Consider the following 20,359-nt stretch of genomic DNA (forward strand, 5'->3'; position numbering starts at 1 on the left):
GGCGCACTCAGCGCTTGCGCATCTGCTGAAAGCCTCGTCTTATGAAAGCAACAATAATATGGGGCAGAGATGGCTGAGATTTCCAAGCGCAAGCGCATCTGGGGCTGGTGGTTTTTCGACTGGGCCAGCCAGCCGTTCCATACATTGCTGGTGACCTTTGTCTTTGGCCCCTTTTTCGCAGGGGTCGCCGCGCAGTATTACGCAAATACCGGATTAGACACTGATACAGCCGCGGCGCAGGCACAGACGGTCTGGGCGAACTGCCTGACCATCACCGGGCTGATCATCGCGTTCGGCGCGCCGTTGCTGGGCGCGATGGCGGATGTTTCGGGTCGGCGTATTCCTTGGATTCTCGGGTTTTCGGTGATGTACGCGGTGGGGTCTGCCGCGTTGTGGTACACGATGCCCGATGGCTCGAACATGTGGCTGATGCTGTCGGCCTTTGGTCTGGGCTTTGTGGGTGCGGAATATGCTCTGATCTTCATCAACTCTCAGCTGCCCGATCTGGGTGACGACAATGAGGTGGGCGAGATCTCGGGTTCGGGCTTTGCCTTCGGTTATTTCGGAGGGCTGTTGTCGCTGGCCATCATGCTGGCGCTGTTTGTTGAGCAGCCCAATGGCAAGACCTTGATCGGAATCGCACCAATCCTCGGGCTGGATGCTGCCGCGCAAGAGGGTACGCGGTTTGTCGGGCCGTTCACTGCGGGCTGGTTCATGCTGTTCATGGTGCCGTACTTTCTGTGGGTCCGTGACGATCCGGAGGCCAACAAACAGGGCAGTTTGGGAGACGCGCTGCGCCTGCTCGGCAAATCCGTGGCCGCGTTGCGTCATCGGGTCAGTCTGGCGACCTATCTGGGCTCCTCGATGTTCTACCGCGATGCGCTGAACGGGCTTTACAGCTTTGGCGGCGTCTATGCGCGGTTGGTGCTCGAATGGGACCTTATCAAGATCGGTGTATTCGGAATTGTCAGCGTTCTGGCCTCGGCCATTTTTGCGTGGATTGGTGGCAAGATGGACCGAAAATACGGCCCTAAACCGGTGATTTTGGTGGCGATCTGGGTGCTGATCTTCGTCTGCCTCACCGTGGTTTTGATGGACCGGACGCAAATCTATGGCATCGCTTTGCCCGAAGGTTCGGGGCTGCCGGATATGGTGTTCTTTGGATGCGGTATTCTGATCGGCGGGATGGGCGGGGTTCTGCAATCCGCCAGCCGTTCGATGATGGTGCGTCATACCGATCCCGAAACGCCGGTCGAAAGCTTCGGACTCTATGGTTTGTCAGGCCGTGCAACCGCCTTTGCAGCACCCCTGCTGATCGGAATTGCCACAACTGTCACCGGCAGTGCACGTCTGGGGGTGTCACCGATCATTCTGTTGTTTATTCTGGGTCTAGTCCTGATGCGCTGGGTGAAACCGGAAGGGGATCAGAGCAGATGATTTTACTACGTTTTCTGGCCGTTTTGGCCGCTTTGACATTGGCAGGCACCGCAGGGGCGCAACCCCTGGCGAAGCAATTGTTCGGGTCCCAAAAGGTGGGGTCGCAGCAGAAGTCTGCCGCTTTCGGCAGTTATTCGCGCGGATGCGCCGCCGGGTCGGTGCAATTACCTGAAACGGGTCCGACATGGCAGGCCATGCGCCTGTCGCGCAATCGCAATTGGGGGCATCCTCAGGCGATCGACTATGTGCAGGACCTTAGCCGCTTTGCCGCGAAACAGCCGGGTTGGAATGGTCTCTATATCGGGGATATCAGCCAGCCGCGGGGTGGGCCGATGACTTCGGGCCATCGATCTCACCAGTTGGGATTGGATATCGATATCTGGATGCTGCCCGGCAATGATATGCGCCTCAGCCGTAAGGCCCGCGAGAATATCTCGTCGATTTCCCTGCGCCGATCCAATGGTGCATTCGTGAACGGCAACTGGACCAAGCAGCATCATGCGGTGTTGCGTGAAGCCGCCAAAGATAAGCGCGTCGCGCGGATTTTCGTGTTCCCCGGTGCCAAGGTGCAGATGTGCAAGGACGAGAAGGGGAACCGGGCCTATCTGCGCAAAATCCGGCCGTGGTGGGGGCATCACTATCATTTCCACGTGCGCCTGAACTGCCCGAAGGGGTCGCGCGGTTGCGTCAATCAGGACCCGCCGCCCAAGGGCGACGGTTGCGCCGAGGCGCAGCAATGGGTCCAGAATATCCTGAACCCGCCGCCGCCCGATCCGAACGCGCCACCGCCGAAGAAACGCCGTGAATACCGCCTGGCCGATCTGCCGCAACAATGCGCATCCGTTTTGCAATCCAACTGATTGTTGGGCTGGCGCTGGCCGGGATCGCTTGGGCTGTCGATATCAAGACCGCAACGCCCTTGGACAGTTTCGCCTGGCGTCATGATGCCGGTTGGTTCGGCGGGTTTTCGGCCATCCATATCTCGGACAACGGGCGGCATATGATTGCAGTCAGCGATCGCGCCCGACTGGTGACCGCGAATATCGATCGAGAAGGGGATCGGATCATCGGAATCCAAATCCACGGCCAATGGCCTGTCCTGTCCAGCAATGGCAGCAGGATGAAAGGGCGTGCCGGAGATTCCGAGGGGATTGCCCTCGCGCCAGATGGTAGCCATTACATCTCGTTCGAAGGGGTGCATCGCGTCGCCCGTTATACCGGACCGAATGCGCGGGCACGGGTATTGCCGCGCCCCAGAGAGTTTCAAACCCTCGACATCAACGGCTCGTTCGAGGCATTGGCGCTGGATGAGCAAGACCGCTTGTACACCCTGCCTGAAAAAAGCCGAACGGCACGCGGCGAAATTCCCGTCTATCGCTGGGATGGTCTGTCGTGGTCGACGCCTTTCATGCTAGCGCCACGCGACGGATTTCTGCCGGTCGCAGCCGATTTCGGCCCAGATGGCCGTTTTTATTTGCTGGAGCGAAAGGTTGCTCTGATCGGATTCCGATCCCGGTTGCGGCGTTGGCAGATCGATCGTGATCAACCCATTGCCGAAGAAATTCTGTTTGAAACAAGCACCGGCACTCATGACAACCTCGAAGGCCTGTCGGTCTGGCGTGACGATCGCAACCGGCTCCGGGCCACAATGATCTCGGACGACAACTTTCTGGCGCTGCAGCGCACCGAGTTGGTGGAATATCTGCTGCCTGATTGACAGGGCAATGCCAAAGGTCTAAACGCACGGCTTGCCTTGGGATGAGCCCGGGGCCAAGTCGCCGCTACCTTGTCAAAACGGGCATCTGTAAATGCAACGCTCTTATATTCCCGGCATCATTGCCATGGCCGCTATCGTTGTGGCCTCGAACATTCTGGTCCAGTTCCTGATCCTTGACGGTCTGTTGACCTGGGGTGCTTTCTCCTATCCGCTGGCCTTTCTGGTCACTGACATCATGAACCGTGTCTATGGCGTAGGTCCGGCCCGCAAGGTCGTGTTCGCAGGGTTTGTCACCGGTATCATCTGCTCGCTGATTGGCAGCCAGATCATGCTGCAGGGCGACGGCTTCACCTATGCCGCCGTACCGTTGCGGATTGCTGTAGCCTCGGGCACCGCCTTCCTGATCGCGCAACTGACCGACGTCACCGTGTTCAATTCGCTGCGCGGTGGTCGCTGGTGGCGTGCTCCGCTGGTTTCAACGCTGGTCGGATCGGCGCTGGACACCGCGATCTTCTTTACGCTGGCTTTCTCGGCCTCGGTCACCTTCTTCGGCGCAAACGCTGATGCCGCGATCAACTGGGCGTGGGAGCCGGTGCCCTTCATGCTGTCCGGCCCGATGGCACCGCTTTGGGTGACGCTGGCCTTCGCTGACTGGCTGGTAAAACTCTCGCTGGCCCTGATCGCGCTGATCCCGTTCAAGGTGATCGTCGCCCGTCTGACCGCTGCACAGCCTGCGTAAAAAAGTTCTTTGAGATTGGCACAACTTGTGTCACGCTCCTTGTTAACCGCAACAGATAGAAAAGGAGGTGATCCAGTGTCGAGAAAGAGATTGGAGAGAGGTGTCGGAACAACCGGGGGGATCGCCTGTTAAGGCAGCCCTTGGCGGAGCGCTCGCTCCGGCTGGTCGATTGATCTAACCGACCCGACCTCCTGAACTTTCGAAGGGCCGTCCCGCCGGGGCGGCCCTTTTTGTTTCCATCTGCGGCTTGTAAGGTCTGCCCCATGTTGCGCATCACCGACGATATCGCCTTACAGGATTGGGAAATGACCGAGAGCTTTGTACGCTCCTCCGGTCCCGGCGGGCAGAATGTCAACAAAGTCTCCACCGCCGTTGAGCTGCGGTTCGAGGCCGCGCGCTCGCCTTCATTGCCTGATCCGGTCAAGAGCCGGTTGAAACGTCTGGCCGGTCGGCGCTGGACCAAAGATGGTGCAATCATCATTCAATGCGAAGAGACCCGCTCGCAGGCCCGCAACCGCGAAATCGCCCGTGCGAGGCTGGCTGAACTCATCACCCGCGCATTGGTCAAACCCAAGCGCCGGATTGCCACCAAACCCACCTATGGCTCGGTCAAACGACGGCTGGCGGCAAAAAAAGCGCGCTCTGACGTAAAGGCGTTGCGGGGCAAAATCTCGGAAGATTAATCTGGTAACTTCGCGCGGCCTTGCTAGTCTGACCCGACAAGGGAGAGCAAGATCATGAGGTTAGAGGGAAAAACCGCAATCGTCACCGGCGGCGCATCCGGCTTTGGTGCCGGTATCGTGCAGAAATTCCTGGCCGAAGGGGCGCGGGTCATGATCGCCGATATCAATGGCGACGCGGCCGAGGTTCAGGCAAAACAGCACGGGCCGGGCGCCATCGCGCAGCAGGTGGATGTGGCCGAGGCGAAGTCGGTGCAAGCGATGGCGGATGCGGTCGACACCGCCTTTGGCCATCTCGACATTTTGGTCAATAACGCAGGCGTGACTCATCTGCCCACCCCACTTGAAGAGGTCGAAGAAGCCGACTTTGACCGCATCTTCAATGTGAATATGAAATCGGTTTACCTGACCGCCCGCGCCTTTGTCCCGCAGATGAAAGCGCGGGGCACCGGTGCGATCCTGAACGTGGCTTCAACGGCTGGCTTATCGCCGCGTCCCAACTTAAACTGGTACAACGCCTCCAAAGGTTGGATGATCACCGCAACCAAAACCATGGCGGTGGAATTGGCCCCCTCCGGCGTCCGCGTCAACGCGATCTGCCCGGTTGCCGGAGAAACCCCTCTGCTGAAATCCTTCATGGGCGAAGACACGCCCGAAATCCGCGCCAAGTTCCTGTCGACGATTCCGCTGGGCCGCTTCTCGACCCCAGAAGACATGGCCAACGCCGCCTGCTTTCTCTGTTCGGACGAAGCCAGCATGATCACCGGAGCGGCCCTCGAAGTGGACGGAGGACGATGTATCTGATCTATTCTTCATCTGGCCAAAAATATCTCCGCCGGAGGCGGCGCGCGCCAGCGTGCTTCCCAGCACAACATCCGAGATCCAAATGACCCCCGGACCCAGCAACCTGATCACCGATATCCCTGGCCTGAAGGTCGGCAACGCGCAGGATGAGGCGCTGAAATCGGGTACAACCGTGCTGACGGCGGAGCATCCTTTCGTCGCTTCGGTGCATGTCATGGGGGGCGCGCCCGGCACGCGCGAAACGGACCTCTTGGCACCCGACAAATCGGTTCAACATGTGGACGCGATCGCGTTGTCCGGAGGTTCGGCCTTCGGGCTTGATGCCTGTTCGGGCGTATCTGACGCCCTCCATGCCGAAAAGCGCGGATTTCAGGTGGGTCCGGCTGTCGTGCCGATTGTGCCCGGGGCGATTCTGTTCGACCTGCTGAATGGCGGAGACAAGGACTGGACCGAAAACCCCTATCGCGCGCTTGGCAAAGCCGCTTATCTGGCCGCCTCACCGAAATTTGAATTGGGGTCAGTCGGGGCTGGAACCGGCGCATTGGCGGCGATGCACAAGGGCGGGCTGGGTTCGGCATCGCTGATGCTTGAGGGGGGCGTAACCGTTGGCGCGTTGGTCGCGGCAAACCCTCTCGGCAGTGTGACAACGTCGGGTGACCGTCATTTCTGGGCTGCTCCGTTCGAAATCGATGCCGAGTTCGGCGGCCTCGGGCCAGATCCGGCCTCGGGTCTCGGGCGCAGCCATGTCAGCCGTAAGGCACAGGCGATGCATCCGGCCCCACCGGACGACGCAAATACCACGATAGCCATTGTCGCAACGGATGCGGCCCTGACCAAGCCGCAATGTCAACGGCTGGCGGTTGCGGCCCATGATGGCATCTCACGCGCGATTGTCCCCGCCCATACGCCAGGGGACGGAGATCTTGTATTTGGCCTCAGCACGGGCACTCACGCCGTCGCGCCCGAGGCCATGGCGTTGATTGGTCACGCGGCTTCGATATGCCTTGCGCGAGCGATTGCGCGTGCAATCTATCTGGCCACACCCCGCCCAGGCGATCTGTTGCCCTGTTGGTCACAATTACATGACTTCGGTTAAGGACGACCGGTAACGCCTTGTGACAGGGTGCCCTCGCGCGGCAATCTGCGCGTTGACTCTCTGCTGTGCCAGCGGTCCATTCGGTGCAGCCAATTTGTATCGGAGCAAAAGCTATGAATCGTATCCTTGCCACCGCAATTGCCGGCCTGCTGGCCCTTCCCGTTTATGCGGAAGGCGACGCCGAAGCTGGTAAGAAGACCTTTAACAAATGCAAGTCTTGCCATCAGATCGCTGACCCTGCAGGTGAAGTGATCGTCAAGGGCGGCAAGACCGGCCCGAACCTCTACGGGATCGCGGGCCGTACCGCGGGGACCGTCGAAGGGTTCAAATACGGTGACAGCATCGTTGCCGCTGGTGAAAACGGGCTGGTTTGGGATGAAGAGACTTTTGTCTCCTACGCCCAGGATCCTAAAGCGTTTCTGAAGGACTATCTGGGCGAAACCTCGGCCAAATCGAAGATGACCTTCAAGCTGAAGAAGGGCGCCGAAGATGTTTACGCCTATATCGTGAGCGTATCCGGCGAATAATCCGCCTTTCACAACCCATGAGACGTACAAAAGGCCGCAGCCCCTGCGGCCTTTCGTGCGATTGAACAAATGCCTGTTCAGCGCCACCTTGAACGGATGCCGGTGATGTGTTTCGCGCCGGTGTTGCGACAACAGGAGACGACAGATGGGTATCATGATCCCGGCCTGGGTTGAGGGTGAACTGACTCCCGTCGACAAGCTTGAAGCGCATGAAAAAGGCCTCAAGCACAAGGCTGTGTCAGTCTTTGCCGTCCGTGGAACCGAGATTTTGCTGCAGCGCCGGGCGCTGGAAAAATACCATACGCCGGGTCTGTGGGCGAACACGTGCTGCACCCATCCGGACTGGAACGAAACAGCTTCGGCGTGTGCCGTGCGTCGCCTGCAGGAAGAGCTGGGCATCACCGGGCTTTATCCCGAATACCGGCACCGGCTTGAATATCACGCGGATGTGGGCAACGGGCTGGTCGAGAACGAGGTGGTCGATGTCTTTCTGGCCCATGTGCGCGGACCGTTGAAGATCGAGCCTAATCCCAGCGAAGTAATGGATCTGCGCTGGATCGACTATCACGATCTTCTGGCCGAAGTGCAGCGCCACCCGACCCGCTTTACGCCATGGCTGAAGATTTACCTGCACAATCATGCAGACACGATCTTTGGACCCGATCTAATAATCTCGGCCACTTCGTAAGCCTGCCTTGCAAGGCGCGCGCAAGCGGCATACATCAACGCGTCATGGCCAAGCAGAAGACAGACCCGAATTACAAAGTCATCGCCGAGAACCGGCGTGCCCGCTTCGATTACGCGATCGAGGACGATATCGAGTGCGGTATTGTGCTGGAAGGGTCCGAGGTCAAATCCCTGCGCGCAGGCGGGTCGAACATCGCCGAGAGCTACGCCTCGGTCGATGATGGGGAACTCTGGCTGATCAACAGCTATATCGCACCCTATGAGCAGGCGAAGGTCTTCAAGCATGAAGAGCGTCGCCGCCGCAAGCTGCTGGTGTCACGCAAGGAACTGTCGAACCTGTGGAACGCGACTCAGCGCAAGGGCATGACACTGGTGCCGCTGGTTCTGTATTTCAATCACAAGGGCCGGGCGAAGCTGAAGATCGGTATCGCCAAGGGTAAGAAGCTGCACGACAAGCGCGAAACGCAGGCCAAGCGGGATTGGTCACGTCAGAAGCAGCGCCTGATGAAAGACCACAGCTAGAACGCCATGGTCGCCTGAACGGCCCGCTGCCAGCGTGCATAGGCCGCATCGCGATCCGCTTCGGACATTTTCGGTTCAAACCGGCGGTCCAGATCCCATGTGGTGGCAAACCCGGCCTGATCCGGGTAAACGCCAGCCTTCATCCCGGCCAGCCACGCGGCCCCCAAAGCGGTGGTTTCCTGCATCACCGGGCGATCCACCGGTGCGCCGAGGATGTTTGACAGGCCCTGCATGGTCCAGTCTGAGGCGCTCATGCCGCCGTCGACGCGCAGGATGACATCGGCCTCGCTGCCCCAGTCGCCCTGCATGGCGTGCCACAGGTCGCGGGTCTGGAAAGCGATGCTCTCCAGCGTCGCGCGGGCAAATTCCGCGCGACCCGAGTTGCGGGTCAGGCCAAACATGGCACCGCGGCAATCGGGCTTCCAATAAGGCGCGCCGAGCCCGGTGAAGGCCGGTACAAGCACCACATGCTGGTTCGGGTCGGCCTGCGCGGCCAGATCGCCGCTTTGGGGTGCCGCCTCCAGAATCTGAAGCGCGTCGCGAAGCCACTGCACAGCAGCCCCTGCAATAAAGATCGAACCTTCGAGCGCATAGGTTTTCTGCCCGTCCAACTGATAAGCGATTGTTGTCAGCAGGCGGTTTTGGGACATCACTGGCTGCGTACCGGTATTGAGCAGTGCGAAACAGCCTGTGCCGTAGGTAGACTTCATCATTCCCGGCTCAAAACAGGCTTGCCCGATGGTGGCAGCCTGCTGGTCGCCTGCGACGCCCAAGATGGGAATGTCACCGCCAAACATCGTGGTCGAGCCGAAGTCCGACGCGCAATCCTGTACGTTGGGCAGCATAGTCGCAGGAACGCCCAGCATATCGCAGATTTCGCCGCTCCATTCGCCTTTGTGGATATCAAACAGCAGGGTGCGCGCGGCGTTTGTGGCGTCTGTGGCGTGGACGCTGCCCCCGGTCAAACGCCAGATCAGGAACGTGTCGATAGTGCCGAACAAAAGCTCTCCGGCCTCGGCCCGATCGCGCGCACCCGGGACGGTGTCCAGTATCCATTTGACCTTGGTGCCCGAGAAATACGGATCCAGCAGCAGGCCGGTTTGAGCGGTCACGTCATCCTCGCAGCCCGCTTGTTTGAAGCGTGCACATATCTCGGCGGTGCGGCGGTCCTGCCAGACGATCGCGTTGTGAATGGGTTTGCCGGTTGCACGGTCCCAGACCACAGTGGTTTCGCGCTGATTGGTGATGCCGATCCCGGCGATCTGATCGGCCGAGATGCCGGTGGTCTCCATCACCTCGCGGCAAACATTCAGGGCGCTGGTCCAGATATCTTCGGGGTCATGTTCCACCCAGCCTTCCTGCGGAAAGTGCTGTGGGAATTCCTGCTGCGCTGTGCCCACGCGCTGCATTTGCGCGTCGAACAGAATGGCTCGTGATGATGTCGTGCCCTGATCGATTGCCAGAATATAGGTCATGCCTGCGCCCCTCCCGCTTTGGTTTTGCGGGACTTTAGCGCAAACAACGGGAAAACCGCCAGAGTGGAATTACGCCTTTGAGACCGGCAGATTGTCGATCAGCCGCACCCCATCTGCCCAAGCCGCCGCGAACAGACGGGCGGGGCGGTCGGCGTGCGTCAATGGTTCCAGCGTGTCAGCGCAGCGCAACTGCACATATTCCACATCCGTAAACCCCGCCGACAGCAGATCGGTTTGCGCCTGTGCGGCAAGCGTATCGAAAGGGACGCCCTTTCCCAAAGCCTCGGCCAAAGCGCGCATGATGCGATGTTTTTCGGCCGCAACCCGCAGCCCTTCAGCCGAGAGCCTTTGATTGCGCGATGACATGGCCAGGCCCGATGCCTCACGCACTGTCGGGCAGCCGATTACCTCGATGGGGATATCCAGATCGCGGGCCATGCGCCGTACGACCATCAGCTGTTGATAGTCTTTTTCGCCGAAATAGGCTCGATCTGCCTGCGTCTGCAGGAATAGTTTGGCGACAACCGTAGCCACGCCGTCAAAGTGACCGGGACGGAATTCGCCTTCCATTACATCGGTCAGCCCCGCGACCGAAACGGTGGTGGCAAAGCCCTTCGGATAGATCTCATCCGGGTCAGGAACGTAGATCGCATCAACCTGAAACGGGGACAGCTTTTCGGCGTCTTCATGTTCAGTGCGCGGATAGTTCGCCAGATCTTCGGGATTGTTGAACTGCTTGGGATTCACGAAGATCGTAACGATGACCCGATCCGTGCCCGCCTTTGCCGCCTCGACCAGCGACAGGTGACCCTGATGCAACGCACCCATCGTCGGGACAACACCAATGGTCTCTCCATCATTGCGCCACGTCGTGGTCAGCGCGCGCAGATCCGCAAGCTTGCGAAGAATGGGCGCGGTCATGATTTATTGCCTTTTGCGGGGGCTTGGTCTGCAAAGACGTGTTCGTCCGCAGGAAAACTGCGTGCGCGGACCTCGGCGGCGTATTCGGCGATGGCAGCTTCGGCTTGCGGGCCAAGATCGGCATAGCGTTTGACGAATTTCGGTTTGAAGGCGGTGAAAAAGCCGAGCATGTCGTCAACCACAAGAATCTGTCCGTCGCACCCGGCCGAGGCGCCAATACCGATGGTCGGGATCGGGATTTCGCGGGTGATCCGGTCTGCCAGACCTTGTGGAACCTTCTCTAACACGACCGAAAACGCACCTGCATCGGCCACTGCTTGGGCATCGGCCAGCACCGCCTCTGCCTGTTCATCACGGCCTTGAACCTTGTAGCCGCCCAAGGTGTTGATCGATTGCGGCGTCAGGCCGATATGGGCCATCACCGGGATACCGCGCTTGACCAGAAAGCGGATGGTCTCGGCCATTTCCACGCCGCCTTCCAGCTTCACCGCCCCTGCGCCGGTTTCCGACATCAGTCTGGCAGCGTTGCGAAACGCCTGTGCAGGCTCGTGTTCGTAACTGGCAAAGGGCATGTCGATGACCATCATCGCCTTGTCCAGCCCGCGCGCGACGGCCTGACCATGCAGGATCATCATCTCCATCGTCACGCCAAGGGTCGAAGTCAGCCCGTGCAGCACCATACCGACGCTGTCGCCCACCAGAACAAAATCGCAATGGGCATCCATCAGACGCGCCATCGGTGTCGTATAGGCGGTCAGCGAAACCAGAGGATCGGTGCCTTTCCGGGCGCGGATATCCTCGGCATTCGGGGCTGTCTTGCGGGCGGTGGCGCTCATGCTCGCTCCTCGCAGGGTTTATGTTGCAGCGCGGCATAGCAGATCGGACCGGGACCATGAAACCCCGGTTGCGCGAACATTTCCTTGATTGACCTGAGGTTTAAAGGGAAATTGGTCTCAGAACGATCCGCAATCGGCGGACCAACCTGACACAGTGGGGAGTGAATTTCATGGGAATGCAATCGGTTCGGACCTTGGCCTCGGCCCTTGCGCTGGGCGCGTCTTTGCTGGCGTCGCAGGCGTTGGCGAAATCGGACATCACCATCGCGATGCAGCTGGAACCGCCGCATCTTGACCCGACCAGTGCTGCCGCGCAGGCGATTGATTCGGTGGTTTACACCAATATTTTTGAAGGCCTGACTCGGTTCATGGGTGACGGATCCGTCGTGCCGGGGCTGGCTGAAAGCTGGGAGATTTCCGAGGACGGTACGGTTTATACCTTCAAGCTACATGACGGGGTAACCTTCCATGACGGCACCACGATGGATGCCGAGGACGTCAAGTTCAGTCTGGACCGAGCCCGCGCCGATGACAGTGCCAATGCGCAGAAGGCGCTGTTTGCAGGGATCGAGAATGTCGAGGTTGTCGATCCGTTGACCGTAAAGATCACTCTGTCCGAACCCAATGGCAATTTTCTGTTCAACCTTGCCTGGGGTGATGCGGTGATCGTGGCCTCAGAAAGCATCGAAGACATCAAGACAAACCCGGTCGGGACAGGGGCCTTCACCTTTGGCGACTGGGTGCAGGGCGACAGTATCACACTGAACCGCAACCCCAACTATTGGGGCGATCAGCCCGCGTTAGAGACAGCCACGTTCAAGTTCATCTCTGATCCGACCGCCGCCTTTGCCGCCATGATGGCCGAGGATGTGGACGTGTTCGACAATTTCCCAGCACCCGAAAACCTGCCTCAGTTCGAGGCTGATCCGCGCTTTCAGGTGCTTGTCGGCTCGACCGAGGGGGAGACGATTCTGTCCACCAACAACAAGCAGGCACCTTTTGACGATATCCTCGTCCGGCAGGCTCTGGCCCACGCGATCGACCGGCAGGCCATCATCGATGGCGCGATGTTCGGCTATGGTACGCCCATCGGCACCCATTTCGCACCGCACAACCCTGCTTATGTCGATCTGACCGGCAATTCAGCCTATGACCCGGAAAAGGCCAAGGCACTTCTGGCCGAGGCCGGATACCCAGATGGGTTCGAAACCACGCTGCACCTGCCGCCGCCCTCCTATGCCCGCCGTGGGGGTGAGATCATCGCCGCGCAACTGGCTGAAGTTGGCATCACCGCCGAAATCATCAATGTCGAATGGGCGCAATGGCTGGAATCCGTGTTTAAAGGCAAGGAATTCGGCCTCACCATCGTCAGCCATACCGAGCCGATGGATATCGGCATCTACGCCCGGCCTGACTATTACTTCCAGTATGAAAGCACCGATTTTCAGGCTCTGATGGATACGCTGAACGCGACCACTGATCCGGACGAGCGGACCCGTCTGCTGGGCGAAGCGCAGCGGTTGATCTCAAGCGATTATGTCAATGGCTACCTGTTCCAACTGGCTAAGCTGGGCATCGCCAAGGCGGGTGTGCAGGGCCTGTGGGAGAACGCCCCAACCGCTGCCATCGACCTGACCGCGATCAGTTGGGACGAATGACCGCCCCAGAGGTAGGAGGCCGATAGATGGTCAATTCCCTCTTCGCCACGCTTGCGATTGCGATGCTGGCGATCACTGTGCCCACAGCGCGCGCCGATACATCACTGGAGCGCGCCGTGGCGCTGTGGCTCGACGGTGACGATGCGCAGGCGTTGCCCATGCTGGCCGAACTGGCGGTGGACGGCGATGCTGATGCGCGTCTGCTGCTTGGTCGGATCGAGACTGCGGATCTTGGGCCTTCGCCTTTCCGGCAGTCGTTGGAGCCCGCGCAATCGCGCGCATTGTTCCGCCAGAAGGATTGGAACGCATTCGGCCGCTCTTGGCTGACGGCAGAGGCTGAGGGCGGCAATCCGCTGGCTCAGGCCTTGTTGGCGGCCAAGCGCCCAAACCCCGACCTGGACCTGATCGACCGGCTGAACGCGTTGGGAGAGCATCAGGCCACCGACTATCCCACGCGCATCGTTGCTCTTTATGGAGACCCCGAGATGCGAGCCGGACTGCTGGCGAATCCGCGTCTAATGCAGGATCTCAAACCCTACCTGACCTATCTGTCGATAGAACCTGAGCCGCGCGGCGATGGTCTGGCCGCGCTGCGTCATATTCAGCCCGACCCGGTTGATGCGGGTTCCGATCCGGCTCTGGGCATGGCGGGTCTGCTGGCACTGGGGCTGGGATACGGCGATCTGTCGCCCAAGAATCCGTGGCGTCCGGCGGTTGAAAACTGGTTGATGACGTCCGAAGCGACACGCCCCCTCGCGCAGCTCTGCTCTGAACGTTGTGGTGATGACGCTCCGGCCTGTGCCTTTGCCTTTCTGGCCCTGTTCGGAGGGTATTTTGAAGTCATCCGCATCGACAGCCCGCTGGAATCGGTCATCCCGCAAGATCAGTTTCTGGACAGCCCGCGCGCGCGCCTGATGGCCTTGCGCCGCGTGGCACTTGCCCGGACTGAAACCAATCTCGAATGGTTGGCCGACAGTGCGCCTGCCAATCAGCTTTCAACTTGCGCCATCGACCTGATCCGGATGGAGCGGCAGACCTACAACTAGCTGTTGCGCCCGCGCGGTTCAGACACTTAACCTGTTACCAATGCTTCGCTATGCCCTCAAACGCCTGCTTTCCCTGATCCTGAGTCTGGCCGTGGCCTCGGTCGTCATCTTCTCTGTGATCGAGATCGCGCCGGGTGATCCGGCGTCATTCATGCTGGGCGTCAATGCGCAAGAGGATACGCTGGCCGCGCTGCGGGCTGAACTGGGCCTCGACGTGTCAAAGGCCGAGCGGTATTTCAACTGGGTCGGCGGCATGCTGGTTGGGGATTTCGGCACTTCCTACACCTATCGCACGCCGGTGTCGCAGATGATCGGGGATCGTCTTTGGGTGTCGTTGCCGCTTGCGCTTTATGCGCTGACGCTTTCGACCCTGATTGCCTTTCCGGCGGGGATCTACGCCGCCGCGCGGCGCGGCAAGCCGGGTGATGTGGCCGTTATGGGGGCGACCCAGCTGGGCATAGCCGTGCCAAATTTCTGGTTCGCGATGATGCTGGTGCTGGTCTTTGCCATCAATCTGCGCTGGTTCAATGCCGGAGGGTTCGCCGGATGGCAGGACGGGGCCTGGACCGGCCTGCGTTCCCTGACTCTGCCTGCCATTGCCTTGGCCCTGCCGCAGGCGGCGATCCTTGCACGCGTCATGCGCTCGGCGCTTCTGGATATTCTGGGCGAGGATTTCATGCGCACCGCCCGCGCCAAGGGTCTGTCACGCCGCCAGGCGCTGTGGCGGCACGGGGTGCGCAATGCTCTGATCCCGGTTCTGACCATCATCGGGCTGCAGTTTTCCTTCCTGCTGGCGGGCTCGATCATCATCGAGCAGGTGTTCTATCTGCCCGGTCTCGGGCGGCTGGTGTTTCAGGCGATCTCAGCCCGCGATCTGATCGTGGTTGAATCCGTGGTCATGCTACTGGTCTTTGCGGTGATCACAGTGAATTTCCTTGTCGACCTTGCCTATGCCGCCGTGGACCCAAGGCTGAGGAGCAGGACATGAGCCGCAACCTGATCCTTGGCGCGGCGCTGTCGTCGCTGGTGGTATTGGCGGCACTGATATCGTTTGTCTGGACGCCTTACGATTACGCGGCATTGAACATTCCCGACAAGCTGCAAACGCCAAGTGCCCGGCACTGGTTCGGCACGGATCATTTCGGGCGCGACATGTTCTCGATGATCATGGTCGGCGCGCGCACCTCGATCGCGGTGGCCTTGGTGGCGGTCGGGATCGGTATGGCGCTGGGGGTGCCTTTGGGGCTGACGGCTGCGGCACGCAAGGGCTCGTGGCCGGATGAGGTCATAATGCGCGGCAACGATCTGGTCTTTGCCTTCCCCTCACTGGTCATCGCCATTCTGATCACCGCCGTCTTCGGGGCCGGCGCAATCAATGCGATCATCGCCATCGGTATCTTCAACATACCCGTTTTTGCCCGCATCACCCGAGGCGCGGCGTTGTCACTGTGGGAACGGGAATTCATCCTCGCCGCCCGCGTGTCGGGCAAAGGGGCCGCGCGGATATCGGTTGAGCATATCCTGCCCAACGTGGCGAATCTGCTGATCGTGCAGGGCACGATCCAATTCAGCCTTGGCATTCTGGCCGAGGCCGGGTTGTCCTATGTCGGTCTGGGCGCGCAACCCCCCACACCCAGCTGGGGGCGCATGCTGGCCGATGCCCAGACGATGGTCAGTTTTGCCCCGCATTTGGCTCTGATTCCGGGTCTTGCGATCATCGTGACTGTGCTGGGTCTGAACCTGTTGGGCGACGGGCTGCGCGATTGGCTGGACCCAAGGATCAGGGTGGCCCGGGCATGAGTCTGCTGCGTATCCATAACCTCTCGGTGTCGATCCACGGGCAGCAGATTCTGAAAGATGTCAGCCTGTCCATCGATCCCGGCCAGATTGTGGCTGTCACGGGTGAGAGCGGCTCGGGCAAGTCCATGACCGCGTTGGCGGTGATGCAATTGCTGCCGAACGGGGCCGAGGCTGAGGGTAAGCTGGAACTGGAGGGGCAGGATCTCTTGAACCGACCCGAATCCGAGATGTGTGCCCTGCGGGGCGCTGCAATCGGCATGGTGTTTCAGGAGCCGATGACAGCACTCAATCCGGTGAAAACCATCGGGGATCAGGTGATGGAGACGATCCTGATTCACAAGGCCATGCCCCCGGTCCAGGCCCGGACCCGTGCAGAAGAGGTCCTGGCCCGCGTGGGCCTGCCCTCCGAGCGTTTCCCGCTTAGCCGCTATCCGCATGAGCTGTCAGGCGGGCAACGCCAGCGTGTGGTCATCGCGATGGCCATCGCGCTGCGCCCTAGGCTGCTGATCGCGGATGAACCGACCACCGCGCTGGACGTGACCACGCAGGCCCGGATCCTTGACCTGCTGAAAGGCTTGGTGCGCGAGTTTGATATGGGTCTGCTGATGATCACCCATGATCTGGCCGTGGTGGCCGACATGGCGGACCAGATTACCGTCATGCGCCACGGAGAAGTGGTGGAAAGCGGTACGACCCAACACCTGCTGCACAACATGCAGCACCCCTATACCCGCATGTTGTTCGAGGCGTCGGGCCATCAGGTCAATCTGCCTGAACCCGCAAGCCCTCAGCCGCTGCTTGAGGTGGCTCAGGTCGTTCGGGACTATCGGTTGCCACGCAAAGGTCTGTTCGAAACGCCCCGCCATCACCGCGCGGTGGATAGTGTCAGCTTTACTCTTAACCGAGGGGAGCGGTTAGGGCTTGTTGGGGAGTCCGGATGCGGAAAATCGACCCTAACACGGGCGATCTTAGGCCTTGAGGAGGTGCAGTCCGGTCATATCCACTTGGATGGGCAGCCTGTCTTCGCGGGCCACAAACCCAACCTTGTCGTACGTCGCAAGATGCAGGTGGTGTTCCAGGACCCTTATGGTAGTTTCAACCCAAGGCACCGGGTTGCACGACTGATTACCGAGCCGTTTCACCTGCTAGACACGCAACCTACTGGGACCGAACGTCAGGATCGCATTGCCGAAATGCTGACCGCCGTGGGACTCAGCCCCGATGACTCCAGCAAATACATTCACGAATTCTCAGGTGGTCAGCGACAACGCATCGCCATAGCACGGGCACTGATCATCCGGCCTGAACTGATCCTGTTTGACGAGGCGGTCTCGGCCCTTGATGTCTCAGTACGCGCGCAGATCCTTGATTTGCTGGCTGAGCTCTGTGCTGCATATGATCTGACCTATCTGTTTATTAGCCATGACCTGAGCGTCGTGCGCACCATCACGGACCGCGTTCTGGTGATGCAATCCGGCAGGATCGTTGAGCAGGGTGAAACGGAACAGGTCTTCTCGGATCCACAGCACGCCTACACCAAAACGTTGATCGCCGCCGCACCCCAATTGCCCGATATCGGATTGGGAGTCGCGTAAATGCCCTTGTTAGAGATTGAATAGAGGTCAAAATGAGTCAACAGCCATGGTTCGACCCCACGTTATGCTTGATCGGGGGGCAATGGGTTCCGGCGATTTCGGGTGAAACCCTGCCCCTGATCAATCCCTCGGATGGCAGTGAGATTTGTCGGATCGCGCGTGGCACGGCCCGTGACGTCGATGCTGCGGTCACCGCAGCCCGATCCGCAATGCAGGGCGATTGGGGTCGTATGACTGCGCTGGAGCGCGGTCGCATCCTGACGCGCCTCGGCCAACTGGTGCTGGATCGGGTTGAGGATCTGGCGGCGTTGGAGGCCATGGATGTAGGCAAACCTCTCACTCAGGCCCGCGCTGACGCAGTGGCACTTGCACGCTATTGCGAGTTCTATGGCGGGGCGGCGGACAAGGTGATGGGGGAGACCATTCCCTATCTGGACGGCTACACTGTCTATACCCTGCGTGAACCGCATGGGGTGACGGGCCACATCGTCCCGTGGAACTACCCGATGCAGATCATTGGCCGCTCGGTCGGGGCGGCGCTTGCGATGGGCAATGCCTGCGTGCTGAAACCCGCAGAAGAGGCCTGCCTGACTGCGCTCGCCTTCGCGCATCTGGCCGTTGAGGCCGGATTGCCCGCAGGTGCTTTGAACGTCGTGCCGGGATTGGGGGCCGAGGCTGGTGCGGCATTGTCCGGGCATCCAGGGGTAAACCATATCTCCTTCACCGGGTCGGTCGCTACGGGCGCATTGGTGCAGCAGGCAGCCGGACGCAACGTGGTGCCGGTGACGCTGGAACTGGGTGGAAAATCCCCGCAACTGGTCTTTGATGACGCTGATCTGGATGCGGCCCTGCCGTTTCTGGTGAACGCGGGTATTCAGAATGCAGGCCAAACCTGTTCGGCCTCGTCCCGCATTCTGGTGCAGCGTGGTGTCTATGAGCAGGTCAAATCCCGCATGGCTGAGGCGTATGGGCAGCTGACTGTTGGCCCCGCGATGCAGGACTTACGTGTCGGACCCTTGATCTCGGATCGGCAGAAACAGATTGTCAGCGGCTTTCTTGATAAGGGGGTGGATCTGACCATCGCCGGTCAGGGACAGATCGTTGATGGCGCACCCGAGGCCGGAGCCTATGTCCAACCCACGCTCTTCGCCGATGTGCCTCCGGACCATGTGCTTGCTCGGGATGAGATCTTTGGCCCGGTGCAGGTTCTGATCCCGTTTGACACCGAAGAACAGGCTCTAACCATAGCCAATTCTACCGAATACGGTCTTGTCGCAAGTATCTGGACAAGGGACGGCGCGCGCCAGATGCGGCTGGCCAGGGGGCTGCAGTCGGGGCAGGTCTTCATCAACAACTACGGTGCCGGAGGCGGAGTTGAGCTTCCGTTCGGCGGCGTCGGCAAATCCGGGCATGGCCGCGAAAAAGGTTTCGAGGCGCTCTATGGTTTTTCACAACTGAAAACAGTCGCCGCCTATCACGGCTAAACGATGACTTCGATCGCCTCTTGGGCACCGACGCCAAACACATGTTTGTAACGTTCGATCTGATCCGCCGGCCCCATGGCCTTTTCCGGGTTGTCCGACAGTTTCACGGTCGGGCGCCCATTGGCCGATACCGCTTTGCACACCAGCGAGAATGGGGCCAACGCGTCATCCGCCACCAATCCACGGAAATCGTTGGTCAACAGTGTGCCCCAGCCGAAAGAAACATTGGTGCGATCGGCGAACTGCGCGTGTAGCTCACGGATTTTGTCCACGTCCAGGCCGTCCGAGAAGATGATCCGTTTCTTTGTTGGGTCCTCACCGCGTGATTTCCACCAGTTGATGGCGATATTGGCCGCCGTCGCGGGATCCCCGCTGTCGATGCGGATGCCGGTCCAGCCCGCCAGCCAGTCGGGTGCGCGATCCAGAAAGCCCTGTGTGCCGTAGGTGTCGGGCAGGATGATGCGCAGATTGCCATCATGCTCTTCATGCCAATCGCTGAGAACATCATAGGGGGCCTGCGCCAGCTCATCATCAGTGTCGGCCAGCGCGGAATAGACCATGGGCAGCTCATGCGCATTGGTGCCTATGGCCTCGACCTCGCGCCGCATGGCGATCAGGCAGTTCGAGGTGCCGGTAAAGGCCGGACCCAACCCTTCGATCATCGCCTGCACGCACCAGTCCTGCCACAGGAACGAGTGCCGCCGACGCGTTCCGAAGTCGGCGATGCCCAGCCCATCGATTTGACGCAGCTGCTGGATTTTCTCCCACACGCGGGTCATGGCGCGGGCATAAAGGACCTGTAGCTCGAACCGGCGCATGCCATTCAGAACCGCGCGCGAGCGCAGTTCCATGAGCACGGCGAGCGCCGGGATTTCCCACAGCATAACCTCGTGCCACTTGCCTTCGAAGGTCAGCTCATACTGATCGCCTATACGCTCCAGGTGATAGGGTGGCAGGCGCAGATTCTCGAACCATTCCATGAAATCGGGGCGAAACATCTGCCGTTTGCCATAGAATGTATTGCCCCGCAGCCAAGTGCTTTCCCCCCGGCTGAGCCGGAGCGAGCGGATGTGATCCAGCTGCTCGCGCAGCTCGCCTTCATCGATCAAACGGGCCAGAGGAACGTGATTCGACCGGTTGATCAGCGAAAAAACCACGTCTGTTTGGGGCTTATTGCGAAACACTGACTGACACATCAGCAGTTTGTAGAAGTCTGTATCGATCAATGACCGCACAATTGGGTCGATCTTCCATTTATGATTGTAGACCCGCGTCGCGATGTCGACCATGGGGACCTCCTGCGATTTCCGTTGTTAGATCAATCGGAGCGCCGAA

The 20,359-nt window shown here is 59.9% G+C and carries 20 protein-coding genes; 16 read left to right on the top strand and 4 right to left on the bottom strand.

All coding sequences use genetic code 11. The features are described 5' to 3' along the window. Nucleotides 1-69: 69 nt before the first annotated feature. The 10 genes from ACR0IV_RS17440 to smpB all read left to right on the top strand — a co-directional run bounded on the left by ACR0IV_RS17440 (nucleotide 70) and on the right by smpB (nucleotide 8,209). Entirely contained in the window at nucleotides 70-1,437 is a 1,368-nt protein-coding gene (locus ACR0IV_RS17440; protein ID WP_480659969.1) for an MFS transporter, read from the top strand. Further along, on the top strand, nucleotides 1,434-2,297 hold the full coding sequence (gene mepA / locus ACR0IV_RS17445) for a penicillin-insensitive murein endopeptidase (protein ID WP_480471528.1): 864 nt from the start codon (nucleotides 1,434-1,436) through the stop codon (nucleotides 2,295-2,297). The genes ACR0IV_RS17440 and mepA overlap by 4 nt, the downstream gene beginning before the upstream one ends. Further along, nucleotides 2,270-3,154, top strand: a complete 885-nt coding sequence (locus tag ACR0IV_RS17450) for an esterase-like activity of phytase family protein (protein ID WP_480659968.1) — start codon at nucleotides 2,270-2,272, stop codon at nucleotides 3,152-3,154. Before mepA ends, ACR0IV_RS17450 begins: the two co-directional genes overlap by 28 nt. A 91-nt stretch (nucleotides 3,155-3,245) precedes the next feature. Further along, nucleotides 3,246-3,893, top strand: a complete 648-nt coding sequence (locus tag ACR0IV_RS17455) for a queuosine precursor transporter (protein WP_480659967.1) — start codon at nucleotides 3,246-3,248, stop codon at nucleotides 3,891-3,893. Between the two features lie 263 nt (nucleotides 3,894-4,156). After that, a complete protein-coding gene (arfB, locus tag ACR0IV_RS17460; RefSeq protein ID WP_480659966.1) occupies nucleotides 4,157-4,576 on the top strand; it encodes an alternative ribosome rescue aminoacyl-tRNA hydrolase ArfB in 420 nt (139 codons plus the stop codon). 54 nt (nucleotides 4,577-4,630) lie between these two features. Beyond that, nucleotides 4,631-5,377 (top strand): SDR family oxidoreductase, encoded by a 747-nt coding sequence (locus tag ACR0IV_RS17465; protein WP_480659965.1) that lies wholly within the window; start codon nucleotides 4,631-4,633, stop codon nucleotides 5,375-5,377. A gap of 82 nt (nucleotides 5,378-5,459) precedes the next feature. After that, nucleotides 5,460-6,473: a P1 family peptidase gene (locus ACR0IV_RS17470; RefSeq protein ID WP_480471533.1), complete on the top strand. Its 1,014-nt coding sequence runs from the start codon at nucleotides 5,460-5,462 to the stop codon at nucleotides 6,471-6,473. 113 nt (nucleotides 6,474-6,586) lie between these two features. Then, nucleotides 6,587-7,000: a c-type cytochrome gene (locus ACR0IV_RS17475; RefSeq protein ID WP_480471534.1), complete on the top strand. Its 414-nt coding sequence runs from the start codon at nucleotides 6,587-6,589 to the stop codon at nucleotides 6,998-7,000. Between the two features lie 145 nt (nucleotides 7,001-7,145). After that, nucleotides 7,146-7,688: an isopentenyl-diphosphate Delta-isomerase gene (gene idi / locus ACR0IV_RS17480; protein WP_480471535.1), complete on the top strand. Its 543-nt coding sequence runs from the start codon at nucleotides 7,146-7,148 to the stop codon at nucleotides 7,686-7,688. 44 nt (nucleotides 7,689-7,732) lie between these two features. Further along, nucleotides 7,733-8,209: an SsrA-binding protein SmpB gene (gene smpB / locus ACR0IV_RS17485; RefSeq protein ID WP_480471536.1), complete on the top strand. Its 477-nt coding sequence runs from the start codon at nucleotides 7,733-7,735 to the stop codon at nucleotides 8,207-8,209. Here smpB and glpK read toward each other — a convergent pair. The 3 genes from glpK to panB form a co-directional block, all read right to left on the bottom strand. Beyond that, a complete protein-coding gene (gene glpK, locus ACR0IV_RS17490; protein ID WP_480471537.1) occupies nucleotides 8,206-9,684 on the bottom strand; it encodes a glycerol kinase GlpK in 1,479 nt (492 codons plus the stop codon). The two genes, smpB and glpK, sit on opposite strands and share 4 nt — an antisense overlap. Before the next feature lie 69 nt (nucleotides 9,685-9,753). Further along, entirely contained in the window at nucleotides 9,754-10,605 is an 852-nt protein-coding gene (gene panC / locus ACR0IV_RS17495) for a pantoate--beta-alanine ligase (protein ID WP_480659964.1), read from the bottom strand. Beyond that, entirely contained in the window at nucleotides 10,602-11,441 is an 840-nt protein-coding gene (gene panB / locus ACR0IV_RS17500; RefSeq protein WP_480659963.1) for a 3-methyl-2-oxobutanoate hydroxymethyltransferase, read from the bottom strand. The genes panC and panB overlap by 4 nt, the downstream gene beginning before the upstream one ends. Before the next feature lie 176 nt (nucleotides 11,442-11,617). Between panB and ACR0IV_RS17505 the strand changes: the two genes are divergently transcribed. Genes ACR0IV_RS17505 through ACR0IV_RS17530 form a run of 6 tightly spaced genes read left to right on the top strand, consistent with a single transcriptional unit; the run spans nucleotide 11,618 to nucleotide 19,024 of the window. Further along, nucleotides 11,618-13,099 (top strand): ABC transporter substrate-binding protein, encoded by a 1,482-nt coding sequence (locus tag ACR0IV_RS17505; RefSeq protein WP_480660001.1) that lies wholly within the window; start codon nucleotides 11,618-11,620, stop codon nucleotides 13,097-13,099. Nucleotides 13,100-13,125: 26 nt separating this feature from the next. After that, entirely contained in the window at nucleotides 13,126-14,145 is a 1,020-nt protein-coding gene (locus ACR0IV_RS17510) for a hypothetical protein (protein WP_480659962.1), read from the top strand. Between the two features lie 40 nt (nucleotides 14,146-14,185). Continuing rightward, nucleotides 14,186-15,133, top strand: a complete 948-nt coding sequence (locus tag ACR0IV_RS17515) for an ABC transporter permease (protein WP_480659961.1) — start codon at nucleotides 14,186-14,188, stop codon at nucleotides 15,131-15,133. Continuing rightward, entirely contained in the window at nucleotides 15,130-15,945 is an 816-nt protein-coding gene (locus ACR0IV_RS17520; RefSeq protein WP_480659960.1) for an ABC transporter permease, read from the top strand. The genes ACR0IV_RS17515 and ACR0IV_RS17520 overlap by 4 nt, the downstream gene beginning before the upstream one ends. Then, entirely contained in the window at nucleotides 15,942-17,540 is a 1,599-nt protein-coding gene (locus tag ACR0IV_RS17525; RefSeq protein WP_480659959.1) for an ABC transporter ATP-binding protein, read from the top strand. Before ACR0IV_RS17520 ends, ACR0IV_RS17525 begins: the two co-directional genes overlap by 4 nt. Before the next feature lie 32 nt (nucleotides 17,541-17,572). Next, nucleotides 17,573-19,024, top strand: a complete 1,452-nt coding sequence (locus ACR0IV_RS17530; RefSeq protein WP_480659958.1) for an aldehyde dehydrogenase family protein — start codon at nucleotides 17,573-17,575, stop codon at nucleotides 19,022-19,024. Here ACR0IV_RS17530 and pncB read toward each other — a convergent pair. Continuing rightward, a complete protein-coding gene (gene pncB, locus ACR0IV_RS17535) occupies nucleotides 19,021-20,313 on the bottom strand; it encodes a nicotinate phosphoribosyltransferase (RefSeq protein ID WP_480659957.1) in 1,293 nt (430 codons plus the stop codon). The genes ACR0IV_RS17530 and pncB overlap by 4 nt on opposite strands. Between the last annotated feature and the right edge of the window lie 46 nt (nucleotides 20,314-20,359).

It is taken from the genome of Ruegeria sp. C2 (assembly GCF_056537765.1).

What these genes read in the sequence shown, in the direction of transcription:
- ACR0IV_RS17440 (WP_480659969.1), top strand. Translation starts at nt 70, where the DNA reads ATGGCTGAGATTTCCAAGCGCAAGCGCATCTGGGGCTGGTGGTTTTTC.
- mepA (WP_480471528.1), top strand. Translation starts at nt 1,434, where the DNA reads ATGATTTTACTACGTTTTCTGGCCGTTTTGGCCGCTTTGACATTGGCA.
- ACR0IV_RS17450 (WP_480659968.1), top strand. Translation starts at nt 2,270, where the DNA reads ATGCGCATCCGTTTTGCAATCCAACTGATTGTTGGGCTGGCGCTGGCC.
- ACR0IV_RS17455 (WP_480659967.1), top strand. Translation starts at nt 3,246, where the DNA reads ATGCAACGCTCTTATATTCCCGGCATCATTGCCATGGCCGCTATCGTT.
- arfB (WP_480659966.1), top strand. Translation starts at nt 4,157, where the DNA reads ATGTTGCGCATCACCGACGATATCGCCTTACAGGATTGGGAAATGACC.
- ACR0IV_RS17465 (WP_480659965.1), top strand. Translation starts at nt 4,631, where the DNA reads ATGAGGTTAGAGGGAAAAACCGCAATCGTCACCGGCGGCGCATCCGGC.
- ACR0IV_RS17470 (WP_480471533.1), top strand. Translation starts at nt 5,460, where the DNA reads ATGACCCCCGGACCCAGCAACCTGATCACCGATATCCCTGGCCTGAAG.
- ACR0IV_RS17475 (WP_480471534.1), top strand. Translation starts at nt 6,587, where the DNA reads ATGAATCGTATCCTTGCCACCGCAATTGCCGGCCTGCTGGCCCTTCCC.
- idi (WP_480471535.1), top strand. Translation starts at nt 7,146, where the DNA reads ATGGGTATCATGATCCCGGCCTGGGTTGAGGGTGAACTGACTCCCGTC.
- smpB (WP_480471536.1), top strand. Translation starts at nt 7,733, where the DNA reads ATGGCCAAGCAGAAGACAGACCCGAATTACAAAGTCATCGCCGAGAAC.
- glpK (WP_480471537.1), bottom strand. Translation starts at nt 9,684, where the DNA reads ATGACCTATATTCTGGCAATCGATCAGGGCACGACATCATCACGAGCC.
- panC (WP_480659964.1), bottom strand. Translation starts at nt 10,605, where the DNA reads ATGACCGCGCCCATTCTTCGCAAGCTTGCGGATCTGCGCGCGCTGACC.
- panB (WP_480659963.1), bottom strand. Translation starts at nt 11,441, where the DNA reads ATGAGCGCCACCGCCCGCAAGACAGCCCCGAATGCCGAGGATATCCGC.
- ACR0IV_RS17505 (WP_480660001.1), top strand. Translation starts at nt 11,618, where the DNA reads ATGCAATCGGTTCGGACCTTGGCCTCGGCCCTTGCGCTGGGCGCGTCT.
- ACR0IV_RS17510 (WP_480659962.1), top strand. Translation starts at nt 13,126, where the DNA reads ATGGTCAATTCCCTCTTCGCCACGCTTGCGATTGCGATGCTGGCGATC.
- ACR0IV_RS17515 (WP_480659961.1), top strand. Translation starts at nt 14,186, where the DNA reads ATGCTTCGCTATGCCCTCAAACGCCTGCTTTCCCTGATCCTGAGTCTG.
- ACR0IV_RS17520 (WP_480659960.1), top strand. Translation starts at nt 15,130, where the DNA reads ATGAGCCGCAACCTGATCCTTGGCGCGGCGCTGTCGTCGCTGGTGGTA.
- ACR0IV_RS17525 (WP_480659959.1), top strand. Translation starts at nt 15,942, where the DNA reads ATGAGTCTGCTGCGTATCCATAACCTCTCGGTGTCGATCCACGGGCAG.
- ACR0IV_RS17530 (WP_480659958.1), top strand. Translation starts at nt 17,573, where the DNA reads ATGAGTCAACAGCCATGGTTCGACCCCACGTTATGCTTGATCGGGGGG.
- pncB (WP_480659957.1), bottom strand. Translation starts at nt 20,313, where the DNA reads ATGGTCGACATCGCGACGCGGGTCTACAATCATAAATGGAAGATCGAC.